The 16,080-nt window shown below is 52.4% G+C and carries 9 protein-coding genes; 3 read left to right on the top strand and 6 right to left on the bottom strand.

Going from position 1 to position 16,080, the window contains the following annotated elements; translation table 11 throughout:
* Positions 1-445 precede the first annotated feature (445 nt).
* Entirely contained in the window at positions 446-2,569 is a 2,124-nt protein-coding gene (locus H8K29_RS00645; RefSeq protein WP_370527131.1) for a S46 family peptidase, read from the top strand.
* A gap of 133 nt (positions 2,570-2,702) precedes the next feature.
* On the opposite strand, the gene H8K29_RS00640 is transcribed toward H8K29_RS00645, so the two are convergent.
* Positions 2,703-5,525: an EAL domain-containing protein gene (locus H8K29_RS00640; RefSeq protein WP_186895989.1), complete on the bottom strand. Its 2,823-nt coding sequence runs from the start codon at positions 5,523-5,525 to the stop codon at positions 2,703-2,705.
* A gap of 497 nt (positions 5,526-6,022) precedes the next feature.
* Here H8K29_RS00640 and dbpA point away from each other — a divergent pair, with 497 nt between their 5' ends.
* Positions 6,023-7,414, top strand: coding sequence for an ATP-dependent RNA helicase DbpA (dbpA, locus tag H8K29_RS00635; RefSeq protein ID WP_186884074.1), 1,392 nt, complete (start codon positions 6,023-6,025; stop codon positions 7,412-7,414).
* 319 nt (positions 7,415-7,733) lie between these two features.
* Here dbpA and H8K29_RS00630 read toward each other — a convergent pair whose 3' ends face one another.
* Genes H8K29_RS00630 through H8K29_RS00610 form a run of 5 tightly spaced genes read right to left on the bottom strand, consistent with a single transcriptional unit; the run spans position 7,734 to position 10,158 of the window.
* Positions 7,734-8,231, bottom strand: coding sequence for a GNAT family N-acetyltransferase (locus H8K29_RS00630; RefSeq protein WP_370527109.1), 498 nt, complete (start codon positions 8,229-8,231; stop codon positions 7,734-7,736).
* A gap of 3 nt (positions 8,232-8,234) precedes the next feature.
* Complete coding sequence (locus H8K29_RS00625; protein WP_186884076.1) at positions 8,235-8,528, bottom strand: hypothetical protein; 294 nt, start codon at positions 8,526-8,528, stop codon at positions 8,235-8,237.
* A gap of 50 nt (positions 8,529-8,578) precedes the next feature.
* On the bottom strand, positions 8,579-9,094 hold the full coding sequence (locus tag H8K29_RS00620; protein ID WP_186895988.1) for a phage tail protein: 516 nt from the start codon (positions 9,092-9,094) through the stop codon (positions 8,579-8,581).
* Between the two features lie 10 nt (positions 9,095-9,104).
* Positions 9,105-9,638 carry a phage tail protein gene (locus H8K29_RS00615; RefSeq protein WP_186895987.1) on the bottom strand — a complete coding sequence of 178 codons (534 nt, stop codon included), beginning with the start codon at positions 9,636-9,638 and terminating at the stop codon, positions 9,105-9,107.
* Positions 9,639-9,648: 10 nt separating this feature from the next.
* Positions 9,649-10,158: a tail fiber protein gene (locus H8K29_RS00610; protein WP_186895986.1), complete on the bottom strand. Its 510-nt coding sequence runs from the start codon at positions 10,156-10,158 to the stop codon at positions 9,649-9,651.
* Between the two features lie 362 nt (positions 10,159-10,520).
* On the opposite strand from H8K29_RS00610, the gene H8K29_RS00605 reads away from it, so the two are divergent.
* Positions 10,521-15,983 carry a fibronectin type III domain-containing protein gene (locus tag H8K29_RS00605; protein WP_186895985.1) on the top strand — a complete coding sequence of 1,821 codons (5,463 nt, stop codon included), beginning with the start codon at positions 10,521-10,523 and terminating at the stop codon, positions 15,981-15,983.
* Positions 15,984-16,080 lie beyond the last annotated feature (97 nt).

Here is a 16,080-nt window from a genome sequence, read left to right as displayed (position 1 = left end):
TCCTGCCAATTTTTATTTAATTTACAAAAATTAAGCTTAACTCTGGGCATAAAAAAAGACAATTTTTTACATACATATCCATCACTGCAATCCATCTGCCTGACCAACACCACATCGCATAAATGTAAATAATTTTTCTTATTTTTCTTTACGGTCGTAAAGATATCTGTCAAATTTCATTCTTTACCGGAACTTTTCCTGCAGCGGCGGGTCTGGTTCTGGAGTCGCAATTCGATAATAATGAGCGGAGTACGGCGTAGTTCTGATGTGATGTGTGCTGCTGCATGTGTGCATCTGGGTGTTTTCCAGACACTGTTTTCGCATCGCAACTGACACTTTTTTGGCGCTAATCACCCGCCCCCACCTGCAACGCGCTGGCTGCACACTGTGCCGGCGCTTTTGACCATAGACGGAGAGTAAGTTGAAACAATCGTATGCATGGAGTCTGGCACTGGCCGGGCTGAGTCTGGCCAGCAGCCCGCTGAGCTATGCCGATGAAGGCCAATGGCAGCCGCATCAGTTGCCGCAATTAAAAGCAGAGCTGAAACGCATAGGCATCACGATTCCGGCAGAAAAGCTGGCGGATTTATCCAAGCACCCGATGAGTGCGATGGTGTCGCTGGGCGGTTGCTCGGCCTCGTTTGTGTCTGACAGCGGGCTGGTGGTGACGAATCATCACTGTGCTTACGGCGCGGTGCAACGGAATTCGACAGCAGAAAAAAATTACATCAGCAATGGCTTTCTGGCGAAAACCCGCGCTGAAGAATTACCTGCCGGGCCGGATTCGCGTATGTATATCACCGATAAAGTGGAAAACGTGACGGAGCAGGTGTTGAGCGGTATCACGCCAGCGATGTCGGGCAAGCAGCGCCATGAGCATGTGCAGAACCGCATCAAAGCGCTGATCGCGGATTGTGAGCAGGATAAAGCGTATCGTTGCTCGGTGCCGAGTTTTCATCGCGGGCTGGAATATTACCGGATACGCCAGATGATGATCCGCGATGTGCGACTGGTATATGCGCCATCGGACAAGATCGGTAATTATGGCGGCGATGTGGATAACTTTGAATGGCCGCGTCATACCGGCGATTTTTCTTTCCTGCGCGCGTATGTCGGTAAAGATGGCCGCCCGGCTGATCCTTCGGCGAATAACGTGCCGTATCACTCTAAAGATTTTCTGGTGGTGTCGGCACAGGGTTTGAAAAATGGCGACCCGATTTTGCTGGCGGGTTATCCAGGCACGACCAGCCGTTATAAATTACCGGAAGAAATCCGCTTTGCGCGGGATGCCAGCTATCCGGCGCGCGTGGCGGAATACAAATCCGATCTGTCGGTGATCGCAGCGGCAACGCAGGGTAATGCCAATGCCGAAGTGCGGTATGCGAGCGTGGCGAAAAGCATCAACAATCGTTTGAAAAAAACCGAAGGTTTGCTGGCCGGGTTTGCGCGTAAAGATATCGCCGCGATTAAAGACGCGCAGGATGCCGAATTCCGCAGCTGGTTCAGTCAGCACAGCGCTGACCAGAGTTTGCTGAAAGAGCTGGATGCGGTGATCGCCAGCGATATGGCATTGAATGAAGAAGAGTTTGCCTGGAGCGTCGCGACCAACAGCGATTTGCTGAAAAATGCGCGCACCTTGTATCGCCTCGCGCTGGAAAGCAGCAAGCCAGATGCCGAGCGCAAAGCGGGTTATCAGCAACGTGATGTGTCGTTTATCTCGGCGCGCCTCGCACGTCTGGAACAATCGTATGTGAGCAATGTGGATCAGGCACGTTATACGGCGGCGCTGCAACGGTATAACAAACTCGATAGCAAATTCCGTCCACAAGGTTTAGATATTTTGCTGCCGACACCGGAATCGGTCGCGGCGATGTACCGTCAGTCTGAACTCGGCAATACAGCGACGCGTCTGGCGTGGCTGAAAAAAGATGTGGCGGCATTCCAGCAATCAGACGACGCGTTTATCCGTCTGGCAGTGAAGCTGCACGATATCGGCCTGTCACTCGAAGAACGCCGCAAAGAAGTTGATGGCAATCTGGAACGCGTAATTCCGCAATATATGCAGGCAGTGATTGCATGGAAAAAATCGCAGGGCAAACCTGTGTATCCGGATGCTAACTCCACGCTGCGCGTGACTTACGGCACTGTTGCCCCTTACAGCCCTCGTGACGGCATCAGCAAAGGCCCATTCACAACGGTAGAAGGCATCGTTGAAAAACATACCGGTAAAGCGCCATTCGATGCGCCGGAAAGCTTGCTGGCCGCTGTCAAAGAAAAACGTTACGGTGTTTTCAAAGACACTGCGTTGGGCACAGTACCGGTGAATTTCTTATCCAGTGCGGATACCACTGGTGGTAATTCTGGCTCGGCTGTCATGAATAAAAACAGCGAGCTGGTCGGTCTGAATTTTGATTCGACTTACGAATCAATCACCAAAGACTGGTACTTCGACAGCGCCATCACGCGCGCGATTCATGTCGATATTCGTTACATGCTGTGGGTGATGAAAGAAGTCGATCATGCAGATAATCTGCTGAAAGAAATGACGATACGCTACCCGGCAAAATAAGCAGCGTAGGCAGCATAGATAGCTAACGCAATAAAAAACGGCGCACATCTGAAATGATGAGCGCCGTTTTTTTATGCCATCTGCATCAGCTTGTATGTAAATGGGTTCATTCGATTTGGTGGAATGCGTAGCGTCAGGCTTGTTGCAACCACTGCTCAGGCTGCACATAATTTTCTGCCCACTTCTCTACGCGCGACGCAGGCATGGGGCGGGAAACGCCGTAGCCCTGTGCAAAATTGCAGCCCAGCCGCATCAGCGCAACGCCATGTTCTATGGTTTCCACGCCTTCGGCAATCACTTCGCGCTTAAACGCATTTGCCAGACCGACGATCGCGCTGATCAGCGCCAGATCATCTGAGTCTTCCAGCATATCGCGCACGAAGCTCTGATCGATTTTGAGTATATTGGCTGGCAGACGTTTCAGATACGATAAAGAGGAATAGCCGGTGCCGAAATCATCGAGGGCAAAACGCACGCCAAGCTGCTGACAGGCGCTCATCACTTCGCGCACTTGCTGCACGTCTTGCAAGGCGGCTGATTCGAGAATTTCTATTTCCAGATATTCGGGCGGTACGTCGGGGAACTGGGCAAGATAACTGCGCAGATTTTCTAAAAAATCGGCATGTTGAAAATGGCGCGCAGCGATGTTCACACTGACCACCCAGGTATAGCCATTGGCGATCCAGTTACTCATCTGCTGCAGGGTCTGATGTATCACCCAGTTGCCGATGTCAATGATGATGTTGGTGTTTTCCACCAGCGGTAAGAATTCCATGGGACCGACGATGCCGCGCTGCGGATGATTCCAGCGTATCAGCGCTTCCATGCCGGTGATACGGCCATGCCGCATATCGACTTTGGGTTGGAAGTACAGCTCAAACTCGTCCTTCAGCAGCGCTTCGCGAATCCGTGCGCGCTGATTGTGGCGGGTGCGGACTTCTTCGTCTTTTTGCAGGTCAAACAAATGATACTGATTACGTCCGCTGAGTTTGGCCTGATACATCGCCTGATCGGCATAACGTAATAACACATCGGGGCTGAGCTCGTCATTCGGATACATCGCAACGCCGATGCTGGCGCGCATGGTCATTTTTTTATGCTCGAATTCATAAGGTTGTGCCAGTTGGCCCAACAGCAAAGCGATGTTTAACTCTACTTCGTTCAGATCGCTCTGATTCTGCAACAGCACCACAAATTCATCGCCGCCAAGACGGGCAACCGGATTATTTTTACCAACGCAACTTTCTAATCGGCGCGCCACTTGCTGTAATAACTTGTCGGCTACTTCATTACCGTGTTTGTCATTAACTTCCTGAAAATGATCGAGATCGAGCAGGCACACCGCCAGCAATTTGTGATGTTCACGCGCATAGGCTATGGCTTGTGAAAAATGGGCTGATAGAGACTGGCGATTCGCTAATCCTGTCAGTAAATCATGCCCGGCCTGCCATGCGATTTGCCGCATCAGATAATGCGTTTCACTGAGATCGCGGAACACCAATACGCTGCCGGTGACGGTGCCATCCGGCTGACGGATTGGCGCCGCACTGAGATCCACTTCCAGTTGCCTGCCGGCGCGGGACAACAGCGCCAGATTGTGTTCCTGAAACGTCGCACCGGTGCTGACAACATTCGTCAGATAGGTGTGCAATGCAGTTTGTTGTCTGCTGTCGCCTAAGGTAAAGACGGTGGCAAGCTCTTGCGACAAGGCTTCCTCTAGCCGCCAGCCGGTCAGCTTTTGTGCGGAGCGGTTCAGGGTCAGGATGCGGCCATCAATGTCAGCGCTGATGACGGCATCATCAATCGAATCCAGCGTCGTTTCCACACGTTCTTTTTGTTCTTCCAGCGCAGCCTGAATTTTTTTGCGCTCGCTGACATCGACCAGCGCGCCTATGATGCCGGAGGCTTTGCCATCAACACTGGTATACGTCGCCTGATAATACAGCGCAGAAATATGTTCGCCATTAACCTGGCGGGGTATATCAGGAATGGTTTTGTGAGAACAGATGGCTAAGCCGGCGGAAGAAATATGACGCGTATCGAGTGTCGCTAAGAAAGGCAGTAACTTATGCATGGGCTGACCGACAGCGTCTTTCTGATGTATGCCAAACATCTTGCACCAGGCTGGGTTCACCCCCCGACAGATGCCCTGACTATCCTGAAAGAATGTCGATACCGGCAGCGCATTGAGCAGTTGTAATGTGAAGTGCATCTGCTCGCTTTGTTCGCGCTGACTTTTCTGCAGCGTCAACAAAATGCTTTCGATTTCTTCGGCCATGCCATTGAAGGTAGTGGCCAACAAACGCTCTTCATGACTGCCGCGAACGTCCATTCTGACGCCATGGTCCCCGGTCTTGAATCGGTTCGTTGCCAGCGCCAGCCGCTTCCAGCTGCGCTCATTGACGCGCAATATCAGCCCCAGCAAAAAATAGATAAAAAAGATCGCCATGGCAGAAATCTGCAACTGCACCACCACTTTCTGCCAGATGCGGTTGACGGCACTGTTCGTACTGATTTCTACGGTGACTCTGGCGGCATTTTTATCTGCGGTCGTGATGGTCTTACTCAGCGTCGCCGGCATCTGCAAGATCGCCTGAAACCATTGCGGTGCAAGCATGGGCACGGTGAACGTACCTGTCATGTCAACGTTGCTTTGTGGGTAGCTCCAGGTCAGACGGGTCAGATCAGGATCATTTGCCAGTTGCCGTCGTAAGGTGTTGGTGATCTCTGTCTGATCCTGAGATTTGCTCAATTTCAGCAGAGTCGGCCCCAACAGGTGCTCCATATTTTCGGCATGCGTGAGAATCTGCTGTTTTGCCCCGGCGACTTCCGCATGAATCAACAGGTCGTAACGCAGCCCGCTGACCACGAATATCAACAATGTAATAGGGACAAATAATCGCGTGTAAGCTCCCAGAGCTAACCACGCTTGGATAAGAGATTCAAAAGGGCGCACAGATTCTCATAGCGAAGAGGAGAAGTTCAGGAGATGAATTCCTTGTGGCTGTGATCAATTCATCATGAAAAATGAAACAAATTTTAACCTATCGCAACATTTTTCAGTATTATTTTGTTGCTTTATGGAAATTTTGTGGAAACCACGTAGCACTGAAACCAGCCCCAATCCGGAGCCGCAACGCAACAGTGGCACAGACAAATGAGTGCGGCAACAACTGAGCATAACGCCATCGTCTATATTTGTGTCATCAGATCAAAAATTGTAAGCATGCGACAAACAGGCGGTCGCCCGGCTTATCGCCTACAATAGCGACATTCCTTCACGCGCCTGCGGTGTATGGGCCGGCAGATAGCTTGGCACACGGGTGATACTGCCAGTAGATGGCGATTACGCATCAACCCGATCAGGCCGTGAACCTGCACCCACGCTGGCATCGCGCCTGTTTTTTGTCATCGCTTCGCCCCTGTTTTTACCTGTTCCAAGAAAAAATTCCCATGTCCGACGCTACTGCTTTCAATTCGCTTCCTTTATCTGCCGCCATGCTCGCCAATCTGGAGAGCCTCGGTTACACCACCATGACGGCAATTCAGGCGGAGAGCCTGCCGGTGGTGTTGCAGCAACGTGACCTGATCGCGCAGGCAAAAACCGGCAGCGGCAAAACCGCCGCGTTCGGGCTGGGCATACTGGCAAAACTGAATCCCACGTATTTTGCAGTACAAGGCTTGGTGATATGCCCGACGCGTGAACTGGCGGATCAGGTTGCGAATGAATTACGCCGTCTGGCGCGCGCAATTGAGAACGTGAAAATCCTGACCTTATGCGGCGGCACCGCGATGCGCCCGCAGATTGCTTCACTCGAACACGGCGCGCATATCGTCGTCGGCACACCGGGGCGACTGATCGATCATATCAGCCGTGGCACCATCAATCTCAATACCGTGCAGACACTGGTGTTGGATGAAGCCGATCGCATGGTGGACATGGGCTTTTACGATGATATTTACACCATCGTTGCAGCCTGCTCACCGCGCCGTCAGACCTTGTTATTCTCCGCGACCTACCCTGACAATATCCGCAAAGCCAGCGAACAATTGCTGCGCGACCCGGTGGAAATCAAGGTCGAATCGCAACATGCGGCCAACCATATCGAACAATTGTTTTATCTGGTGACACCGGAAGAACGCAACGAAGCCGTGGCGCGTTTGCTACATCATTACCAGCCGGTATCAACGATCGCGTTTTGCAATACAAAAATTCACTGTCGTGAACTGACCGAAGAATTGCAGGCGCAGGGCATCAGCGCGCTGGCCTTGCACGGCGATCTGGAACAACGCGAGCGCGATGAAGTGCTGATCCGTTTTGCGAATCAAAGTTGCTCGGTGCTGGTCGCAACCGACGTTGCGGCGCGCGGGCTCGATATCCAGACGCTGGGCGCGGTGATTAATGTCGATGTCTCGAAAGATACGGAAGTGCATATCCACCGCATCGGTCGTACCGGTCGCGCTGGTGAAAAAGGTCTGGCGCTGAGTCTGGCGACGCCGAATGAGAAAAAATGGGTGAAGCTGATCGCGGAATATCAGGGTGAAGCTGTCACCTGGGCCGACATCAATGAACTCGAAGCAGCGCCGGAACAAACACTGGCCGCGCCGATGATGACGGTCTGCATCATGGGCGGCAAAAAAGACAAACTGCGTCCCGGTGATTTACTCGGTGCGCTGACAGCAGATATCGGCCTGAAAAAAGAACAGGTAGGCAAAATCAATGTGTCCGAGTTTGTGACCTACGTTGCGCTCGACCGCCACATCGCTGCCAAAACGGTAGAGAAACTCAGCTTCACGAATATCAAAGGCCGCCAGTTCAAAATGCGCCTGATCAACAGCGTGTGATGCGACGTGGTGTGGTGTGACGTGACGCGGTGTAATCCCTTAACCTGAGCTTGTCACTGAACGCCACCACCAGCTGCCATGAGATCACCATGCCGCCGCGATTGAACCCTGAAATTTGCTGTTATTTGCTGTTTTAGGGGGAGTATCTGGCGTTTTGGCCTTTATGTCCGCATAAACAAAGGGGCTGTAAATATACTCCGGGGAGTATATTTACAGCCAAAAATGCCTGAAAAACACCTGTAGTGATGATTTCCGTGCAGCGCAAGCAGCAAAACGCGTTGTGAATTCAGGCCGCAGGCACCGCACCGTTCAGCACTGCTTAGTCCGTTTCGGCGGGACGCCGCATCAGCAGATAAACGCCTTTATCTTCCACTTCCACAAAGCCCAGCCGCTGATACAGGCGTAACGCGGGATTAAATTTTTCCACATGAATCTGCACCGCTTTGTGCGCTGCCCGCGCCTGGGCGAATACCGCTTGCAACAGATCGGTGCCTATGCCCTGGCCGCGCGTGTCGGCTATCAGCGAAATATCGACGATTGATATCGCCTCAGGCTGGTGTTGCAGATACAGACGGCCAATGTCTTGCTGCCCGCGCTGAACAATAAAATACTCAGTATCGGAATAAGCCGCATACGCACGGTGTTGCGCCTGAAACTGCATCGCCAGAAAAGCGGCTTTCTGTTCTTCAGGCCAGCCCGTCGGGCGCAACTCTTCCTCGCGCACAGATGCATACAAGCGTTGCAAAAACGCCTGATCGGCGTCGCTGACAGCACGCAAGGCTAGTTGCGGATGCCGGAAAATCATCGCCGATGGCACTGCTTATTTCTCCACACTGAACGTCGCGGAATAAGAAACGCCACGTTCTGTTTTCGAAAACGGCACCAGAAAAATTTCCTGCGTCGCTAAGCTGGCATGCTGCAAGGCGTAGATTCCCTGTGGCAAAGCCGTGCTGGCATTGCTGGAAAAATTCAGAGAAAAAAAATGATACGGGGAAGATGCTGTCGTGCTGTCTTTGACATCATCCAGTGTCAGGGTCAGGCTCAGACCATCGCCAAACGGAATAGAAAACTGAGAACCAACATGCGGTAAAAATTGTGCAGCAGTAAAAGTCATATCGTGAAATGTTCAGACAAAAAAATGCCAGAGCAAGCTCTGGCCAAAATTTAAGGACGCTGCGGAAACACGCCGTACAAAGAAATACAGAAATTCAGCACGCTGAAAGGCTGACGATTTTCATGCGCAGTACCCTGACCGACAACACTGATGCCCTGTGGTGACAGCATTGTCAGCGTCGGTGCAGACGTATCGGTCGTGGCAGCATACAAATTGCCGCTTGCCAGCTTGGAAACTAAATGACCGCCCGGGCCTGCCGATGCGGATTGGCTTGCATTGACAACCATATCATGCGTATGCGCCGTCATTTCGCTCAAGGTCAAACTCACTGCATTCTCGCCTTGCTGCTCACCTACCAGATTATTTTGCGCGCCAATCACGGCCTGCCCCATTAAATTTGGCAAGCCAAAAGTTGTTGTGCCATTCCCGCCATAATTGACGCCAAGAATCGAGAACAAGGTTGAATTTTGCTGGATAGGTACCAGCGCGCCGTCACAGAATGCCCATTGATAAGGGGCAAAGTTGAAACCAAACGCGCGGATTTCTCCGATAAATGGATCTGCCATTCTGTTCTCCTTAAGCTTGCTGCGGGTAAACGCCGACCGTTGCGATGATGTAATTCAGTGCCGTTGTGGGCATCAGATTGCTATGCGGGAGACTACCGCCAACAACAGGGATCGATTGTGGACTGAGCTTGCGTTCCAGCGTGGGATTTGGCACGCCTGAGTCATACAAAGTACCGCTGGCCAGCGTTGCCAACACCGTCGTCGGTCCGGGAACACCAATAGTGGCATTATCCGCACTGCCTTGTATCGTGTGGCTATGCGCAGGGAGTTGCGCCTGTGTCAGTGACACACTTGCCACCCCAAATGTCTGCCCCATGGTGCGTGGCGACAGAGCCGGACCGGTACCCTGCCCGACGGGCAGGCGATTGCGCAGATCGGGCAAAGCAAATGTGCGGACGCCGTCGCCGCCGTAGGTGGTGCCCAATAATGTAAACAGGATCTCGTTCTCTGAAATCTGAATCTGACTACCATCACACGCTAGCCAGCCCTGTGGCGCGTAGGTGCCTGCAAACAAACGAATTTCGCCAACAAAAGGATCTGCCATTCTGTTCTCCTTAATTTCTGGATGGGAAAATGCCGGAAGTGGCAATGATGTAATTGATGACGAGTGATGGCTGCATGTTTTCATGCGCAGCGCCGGAACCTATTGTCGAGGTCATGCCAGCTTCCATTGCGACCAGATTAGTGGGGGTACCGTAGATGTTGGTCGCCGTTGCCGCCAATACATTCAGCGCTGCACTACCGACACGCGGGGTAGTCGCAGGCGAACTGGCCACCACCACATTATGATTGTGCGGCGGTAAATTCGCGGCCTGCAGAGCAACCGTTTCCTGACCACCGGTTTGACCTTGAATAAAGGTATTGCCATCTCTGTGGACGGCGACGCGCCCGCGTAAATCCGGTAGTCCAAAAGTATTTTTTCCATCGCCACCGTATTGCACGCCCAGCAATGCAAACAAGGCATTGTTCTGTTGCACGCTCATTAAGGCACCATTACAGAGTGCCCAGCCTTTCGGCGCAAATGGAAAAGCGCAAATCTTAATCTCACCTAAAAACGGCTCCACAGTTTTCTCCTTAAAGAGGTGCTGACGGTTAAAAAAGTGCTGACACTGACCACTATTGGCAATTTTTATTTTTTTGCAACAACCATAATTCGCTCAAAATAAATTTTCGTCAATCATCTATTCAGACTAAGGAGGCGAAAAGAACACACTTATAGGCAATTCATTTTTTAATTTGCCTTTTTTTTGTGCAATGTGGCTAAAATATTACCGTCGCTGATAATTGCCTAATGAATCACTTTTTGTCAAGGAAAAGTTTATTTTGGGCAACTATCAGCAATCCGATTCTCTGCTTCAGCATATTTCAATCCCAATCGGCATCACCTATTACCAGTCAATCAACACGGAACATCCCCGAGGAAAAAATGACGATATATCCCAGCCATGATCTCGCCAGCCAGGCAGAAAGAATGCGCTATCCCGCATGGTGCAGCCTGCTTTTATTCACCTTACAAAAACAGATGCTGCGCAGCTTAGTCCAACTGATGCTGCTGATTTTTTCCTTGCTGGCCTATGGGCAAGCGTCTGCCGCTTGTAATATCAGTTTTACCGCTGCGGCTGGGGGACAGGTCACTTTTGAGGCTGCAAACAGTCAATACGCCGGACAGCCTGCAAGGTACAAGTACTCATTTTCGGCAGCAGATAGCACCAATTGCGGCAATGCCGACGTATTTGGTCTGTCGAACGCCGACGGCTCCAGTAATAGTAATAACACCGGCGTCACAACCAGCGCGGGGATCATGCTTCAATCCAGCGCCAAAGGGTCGAACAATATGTTTGTTCACTCGACAAACAATGGTGGCCCCAACGATTTCAGCGCTTTTTATTATTCCATTCCCGCTGGCTTATCGAATACCACTGATACCTTCCAGTTTTATGATGGCAATGTGGTTTTGCAAACTGCAACTGTCACCATTCCGGCTGCAACTCCCGGCGCACCAACAGGTGTTACCGCTACAGCAGGAAATGCGCAGGCGTCGGTTGCCTTTACGGCCCCCGCCTCCGATGGTGGTAGTGCCATTCTTGACTATACCGTCACATCAAGTCCCGGCGGCTTTACTGCTACCGGCGCGGCCAGTCCGCTGAACGTCACTGGTCTGACCAATGGGCAGGCTTACACTTTCACGGTCACGGCAAGAAATGCCAATGGCTCTGGTACTGCGTCTTCCGCATCCACGGCGGTCACGCCTAAGGCAACGCAAACCATTACCTTTAACCCTCCCGGCGCACAGACTTTTGGCACGACACCGACCTTGACGGCTACGGCTTCTTCTGGTCTGACGCCGACATTCACATCAACGACAACCGGCGTCTGTACGATCACTTCCGGTGGTGCGTTGACGTTTGTCACGGCAGGCTCTTGCACGATTAACGCCGATCAGGCTGGTAATGCTGCCTTTTCAGCAGCAGCAACGGTTCCGCAAACCTTTACTGTCAACGCCATTGCTCCGGGAGCACCAACGGCAGCGGCCGGCACCGCCGGGGACACTCAGGTCTCCGTCGCCTTCACCGCACCAGCTTCCAATGGCGGCAGTGCTATTCTTGACTATACGGTCACGGCCAGCCCCGGCGGAGCCACGGCTACCGGTGCAGCCAGTCCGCTGAACGTCACTGGTCTGTTAAACGGAACTGCTTATACTTTTACTGTGACCGCCAGAAACTCGGCTGGCTCCGGTTCGGCATCCACGGCGTCCTCTGCAGTCACGCCTAAGGCACCGCAAACCATTACCTTTAACCCTCCCGGGGCACAGACTTTTGGCACGACACCGACCTTGACGGCTACGGCTTCTTCTGGTCTGACACCGACATTCACATCAACGACAACCGGCGTCTGTACGATCACTTCCGGTGGCGCGTTGACGTTTGTTACAGCAGGCTCTTGTACGATTAATGCCGATCAGGCTGGTAATGCTGCCTTTTCAGCAGCAGCAACGGTTCCACAAACTTTTACTGTCAACGCCATTGTTCCGGGAGCACCAACGGCTGCGGTGGGTACACCAGGAGACACTCAGGTCTCCGTCGCCTTCACCGCACCAGCTTCCAATGGCGGCAGCGCTATTCTTGACTATACAGTCACTGCCAGCCCCGGCGGAGCCACGGCTACCGGTGCAGCCAGTCCGCTGAACGTCACTGGTCTGTTAAACGGAACTGCTTATACTTTTACTGTGACCGCCAGAAACTCGGCTGGCTCCGGTTCGGCATCCACGGCGTCCACTGCAGTCACACCCAAGGCTGCACAAACCATTACCTTTAACCCTCCCGGTGCACAGACTTTTGGCACGACACCGACCTTGACGGCAACCGCCAGTTCCACCTTAGCTGTGACTTTCACCTCTACAACAACCGGGGTCTGTACGGTCACTTCCGGTGGTGCGTTGACGTTTGTTACGGCAGGCTCTTGTACGATTAACGCCGATCAGGCGGGTAACGGCACATACCTGGCAGCGACTACCGTCGGCAGAACATTTGCGGTTAATGCGACTGTTCCAGGTGCCCCAACCGGTGCCGTTGGTACAGCCGGAGGTGGACAAGTATCCGTGGCCTTTACGGCACCAGCTTACAACGGCGGCAGCGCCGTCACGGGCTACACGGTCACTGCGAGCCCCGGTGGTGCGAATGTCAGCGGCGCGACCAGCCCATTGGTCGTCACCGGCCTGACAAACGGAACGCCATACACTTTCACAGTGACGGCAACCAATCTGGCAGGTACTGGCGCGGCGTCTACCGCATCCACGGCAGTGACGCCGAAGGCAGCGCAAACCATTACCTTTAACCCTCCCGGTGGTCAGGCTTTTGGTACAACACCAACCTTGTCCGCTACGGCTTCTTCCGGTCTGATACCAACATTCACCTCCTCAACAACTGGTGTCTGTACTATTACTTCCGGTGGTGCGTTGACGTTCGTCACGACTGGCACTTGTACGATTAATGCGGATCAGGCCGGAGACGGCACTTATGGGGTAGCAACGACGATCAGCAGAACATTTGCGGTAAATCCTGTTGTACCTGGTGCGCCTACCGGTGCCGTAGGCACTGCCGGAGCCGCCCAAGTGTCTGTCGCCTTTACTGCACCGGTATTTAATGGTGGTAGCGCGATCACAGGTTACACGGTCACTGCGAGCCCCGGTGGTGCGTCTGTCAGCGGTGCGACCAGCCCATTGGTCGTCACTGGCCTGACAAACGGAACGCCATACACTTTCACAGTCACGGCAACCAATCTGGCAGGTACTGGCGCGGCATCGACGGCATCTACCGCAGTCACGCCAAAAGCACCTCAGACCATCACGTTTGGCAATCCCGGTACACAGACTCTCGGTACGGCATTGACGTTGACAGCAAGCGCTTCTTCCGGCTTAACAGTCACATTCACTTCATCAACACCTGGTGTTTGCTCAGTAACCCCGGGAGGTGTCGTGTCCTCTATCTCTGCGGGGGTCTGTACCATCAATGTTAATCAAGCTGGTAACACGAACTTCGCAGCAGCGGCAACGGCGACTCAATCGTTCACCATCAGTCCTTTGCCAGTTGGTGTGCTGACGTTTGCCAAACCGGGCTCAGCGCTGGTCACGATGGGTTCGAGCTTCACAAACGTTGCAACGTCAACTTTGAGCGGTGGCGGCTTTGGTACCATCAGTTACAGCAGTTCGAATAATGCAGTGGCAACGGTGAATGCGGCCGGTGTCGTGACACCGGTCAGCCCCGGCTCAAGCACCATTACGGCAACGCAAGCTGCTGTGCCTGGTGTGAATGACCAAGCGACACAAACCTATACACTGACAGTTGCACCTCTGCCGGTTGGTATCCTGAGTTTCACCACACCAAATGCAGCAACGGTCGTGATGGGAGGTACGCTGACTAATCCTGCAACATCAACCCTGACGGGTGGTAGTTATGGAGCGATCAGCTACAGCAGTTCAAACACTGCCGTGGCTACCGTGAGTGCAAATGGCGCAATCACTACTGTCAGCGCCGGTACGAGTACGATCACGGCGACGCAAGCAGCAGTCGCCGGGGTGAATGCTCAGGCAACGCAGACTTACGTGCTGACAGTTGGTAAAAATGCGCAAGCGACACTCAGAGTCGTCAGCGATAAATCAAGCATCTTTAAGGTTACAGGTACAGCAACACTGACCACAACTGGCGGCTCTGGTACCGGCGCCATCAGTACTGCAGTCACAACGGGTACTTGCTCAGTCGCTGGCAATGTGGTTACTGCAGGCAATGTTGCAGAAACCTGCGTCATCACAGTGACTAAGGCAGCGGATGCTAACTACAGTGCGGCAACGGCAACGATCAGTATCCAGATATTGAGTATGGCGACATCCAGTGTCACGCTGGCCAGTTCCTCGCTGAATCCTATGTTAGGACAAAGCGTTAATCTGACCGCGACGGTTAATCCAGGCGCGGCAACGGGAACCGCCAGTTTTATGGATGGCACGACTCTGATCGCGAAAGTGAATCTCAGTGCGGGCGCTGCAAGTCTGACGACCAGTACTCTCGCCGTCGGCAGCCACAATCTGACCGTGGTGTATTCTGGTGACGCCAATCTGGCCAGCTCCACCAGTGGTGCCATTGTTGTGAACGTCAATGCCCGACCTGATCCGGTAAGCAATCCGCTGGTAAAACAAAATATCGTTTCGCAAGCAACGACAACACAACGCTTTACTGTGGCTCAGATGAGCAACATCTATAACCACGTACAGATTCTGCATAGTGACTTTAATATCCGTAACCGTTTCGGGGCTGGTCTGAATGTGCCGTATCTGGATACTTTGCGCCTGGTCGGTGGAAAAATTCTGGATAATTTCAGTGGCACTCAAGAGAAAGATGTTCTTGCCGGAGAATTCGGAACAGTGAAAACTGCGGAAAATCAACGCCGCGCAAGAGCGCCATTTGCTCAGGACGGTACGGCCCATCAGAAAGAAAAACGCATTGCGAAAGACGATGAAGCTGATCAGGAACCGGTCATCAGCGATGATGTACCACGTATTGCCGGTATGCCGGCAGGTTTCTGGACGGCGGGTAATATCGACGTCGGCTCTCTGGATGCACAGGATGGTTCCCGTACTAAATTCTCCAGTGCAGGTCTGACGCTGGGTATGGACGTAATGGTTAATTCTAAGTTGATTGCCGGTGGCTCGTTAGGCTACGCTAAAGACAACGCTACTTTTGATAATCTTGGTAGTGAAAGTAAAGCAAAACAATGGTCAGGCTCGCTGTATGCAACTTACAAACCAGAAAAACATTGGTTTATTGATGGCGTACTTGGTGCCGGTCATGTGACCTACGACAATCGCCGTTGGGACAGTAACAATAACGTCCTGTTGTCTGGTGATCGTAAAGGTAAGATCATTTACGGTTCACTGAGCCTGACACGCGAATTGATTCTGCAACAGTTCCGTGTACATCCGTTTGGTCGCGTCGACGTAATCAACGTCAAACTGGATAGCTACTCAGAACAAGGCAGTCCGATGGCATTAACCTTTAAAGATAGCAGCTTTACCAATTCGACCGTCACTGGTGGTGTGGATATCTTTAAAGACTATTTCTTTGCCAGCGGTCAGGTAACGCCTTCACTGAAGCTGCAACTGTCACACCGTACCAGCGGCGATATCAATCAATCCGTGTATTACTCTGACATGGGTGTGAATGGTCCGACGTATAACGCGATCGTGACAGGTATTCCGGAAGATGTTCAGTCTTTAGGTTTAGGGCTGAATTTCAAAAACCGTCGTGGTTTCCAGGCAAACTTCGCGTGGCTGGGATCGATGGGCGCCAATGCTTATCGTGCCAATAGCTTCCGACTGGATTTACGCTTCGGCTTCTGATGTATTGAGTTAAGCGTATTTCAAATAAAAGCCCCCGTTAGCAATAACGGGGGCTTTTTCTTTATGGCGGCTGAACATGAACGCCTGCTCAGCAGCT

Source organism: Undibacterium sp. CY21W, assembly GCF_014284265.1.
Taxonomy (GTDB): Bacteria; Pseudomonadota; Gammaproteobacteria; order Burkholderiales; family Burkholderiaceae_D; genus Undibacterium; species Undibacterium aquatile.
Note: the sequence above shows the minus strand (reverse complement) of the source record. Positions and strands in the feature narration are given on the sequence as shown.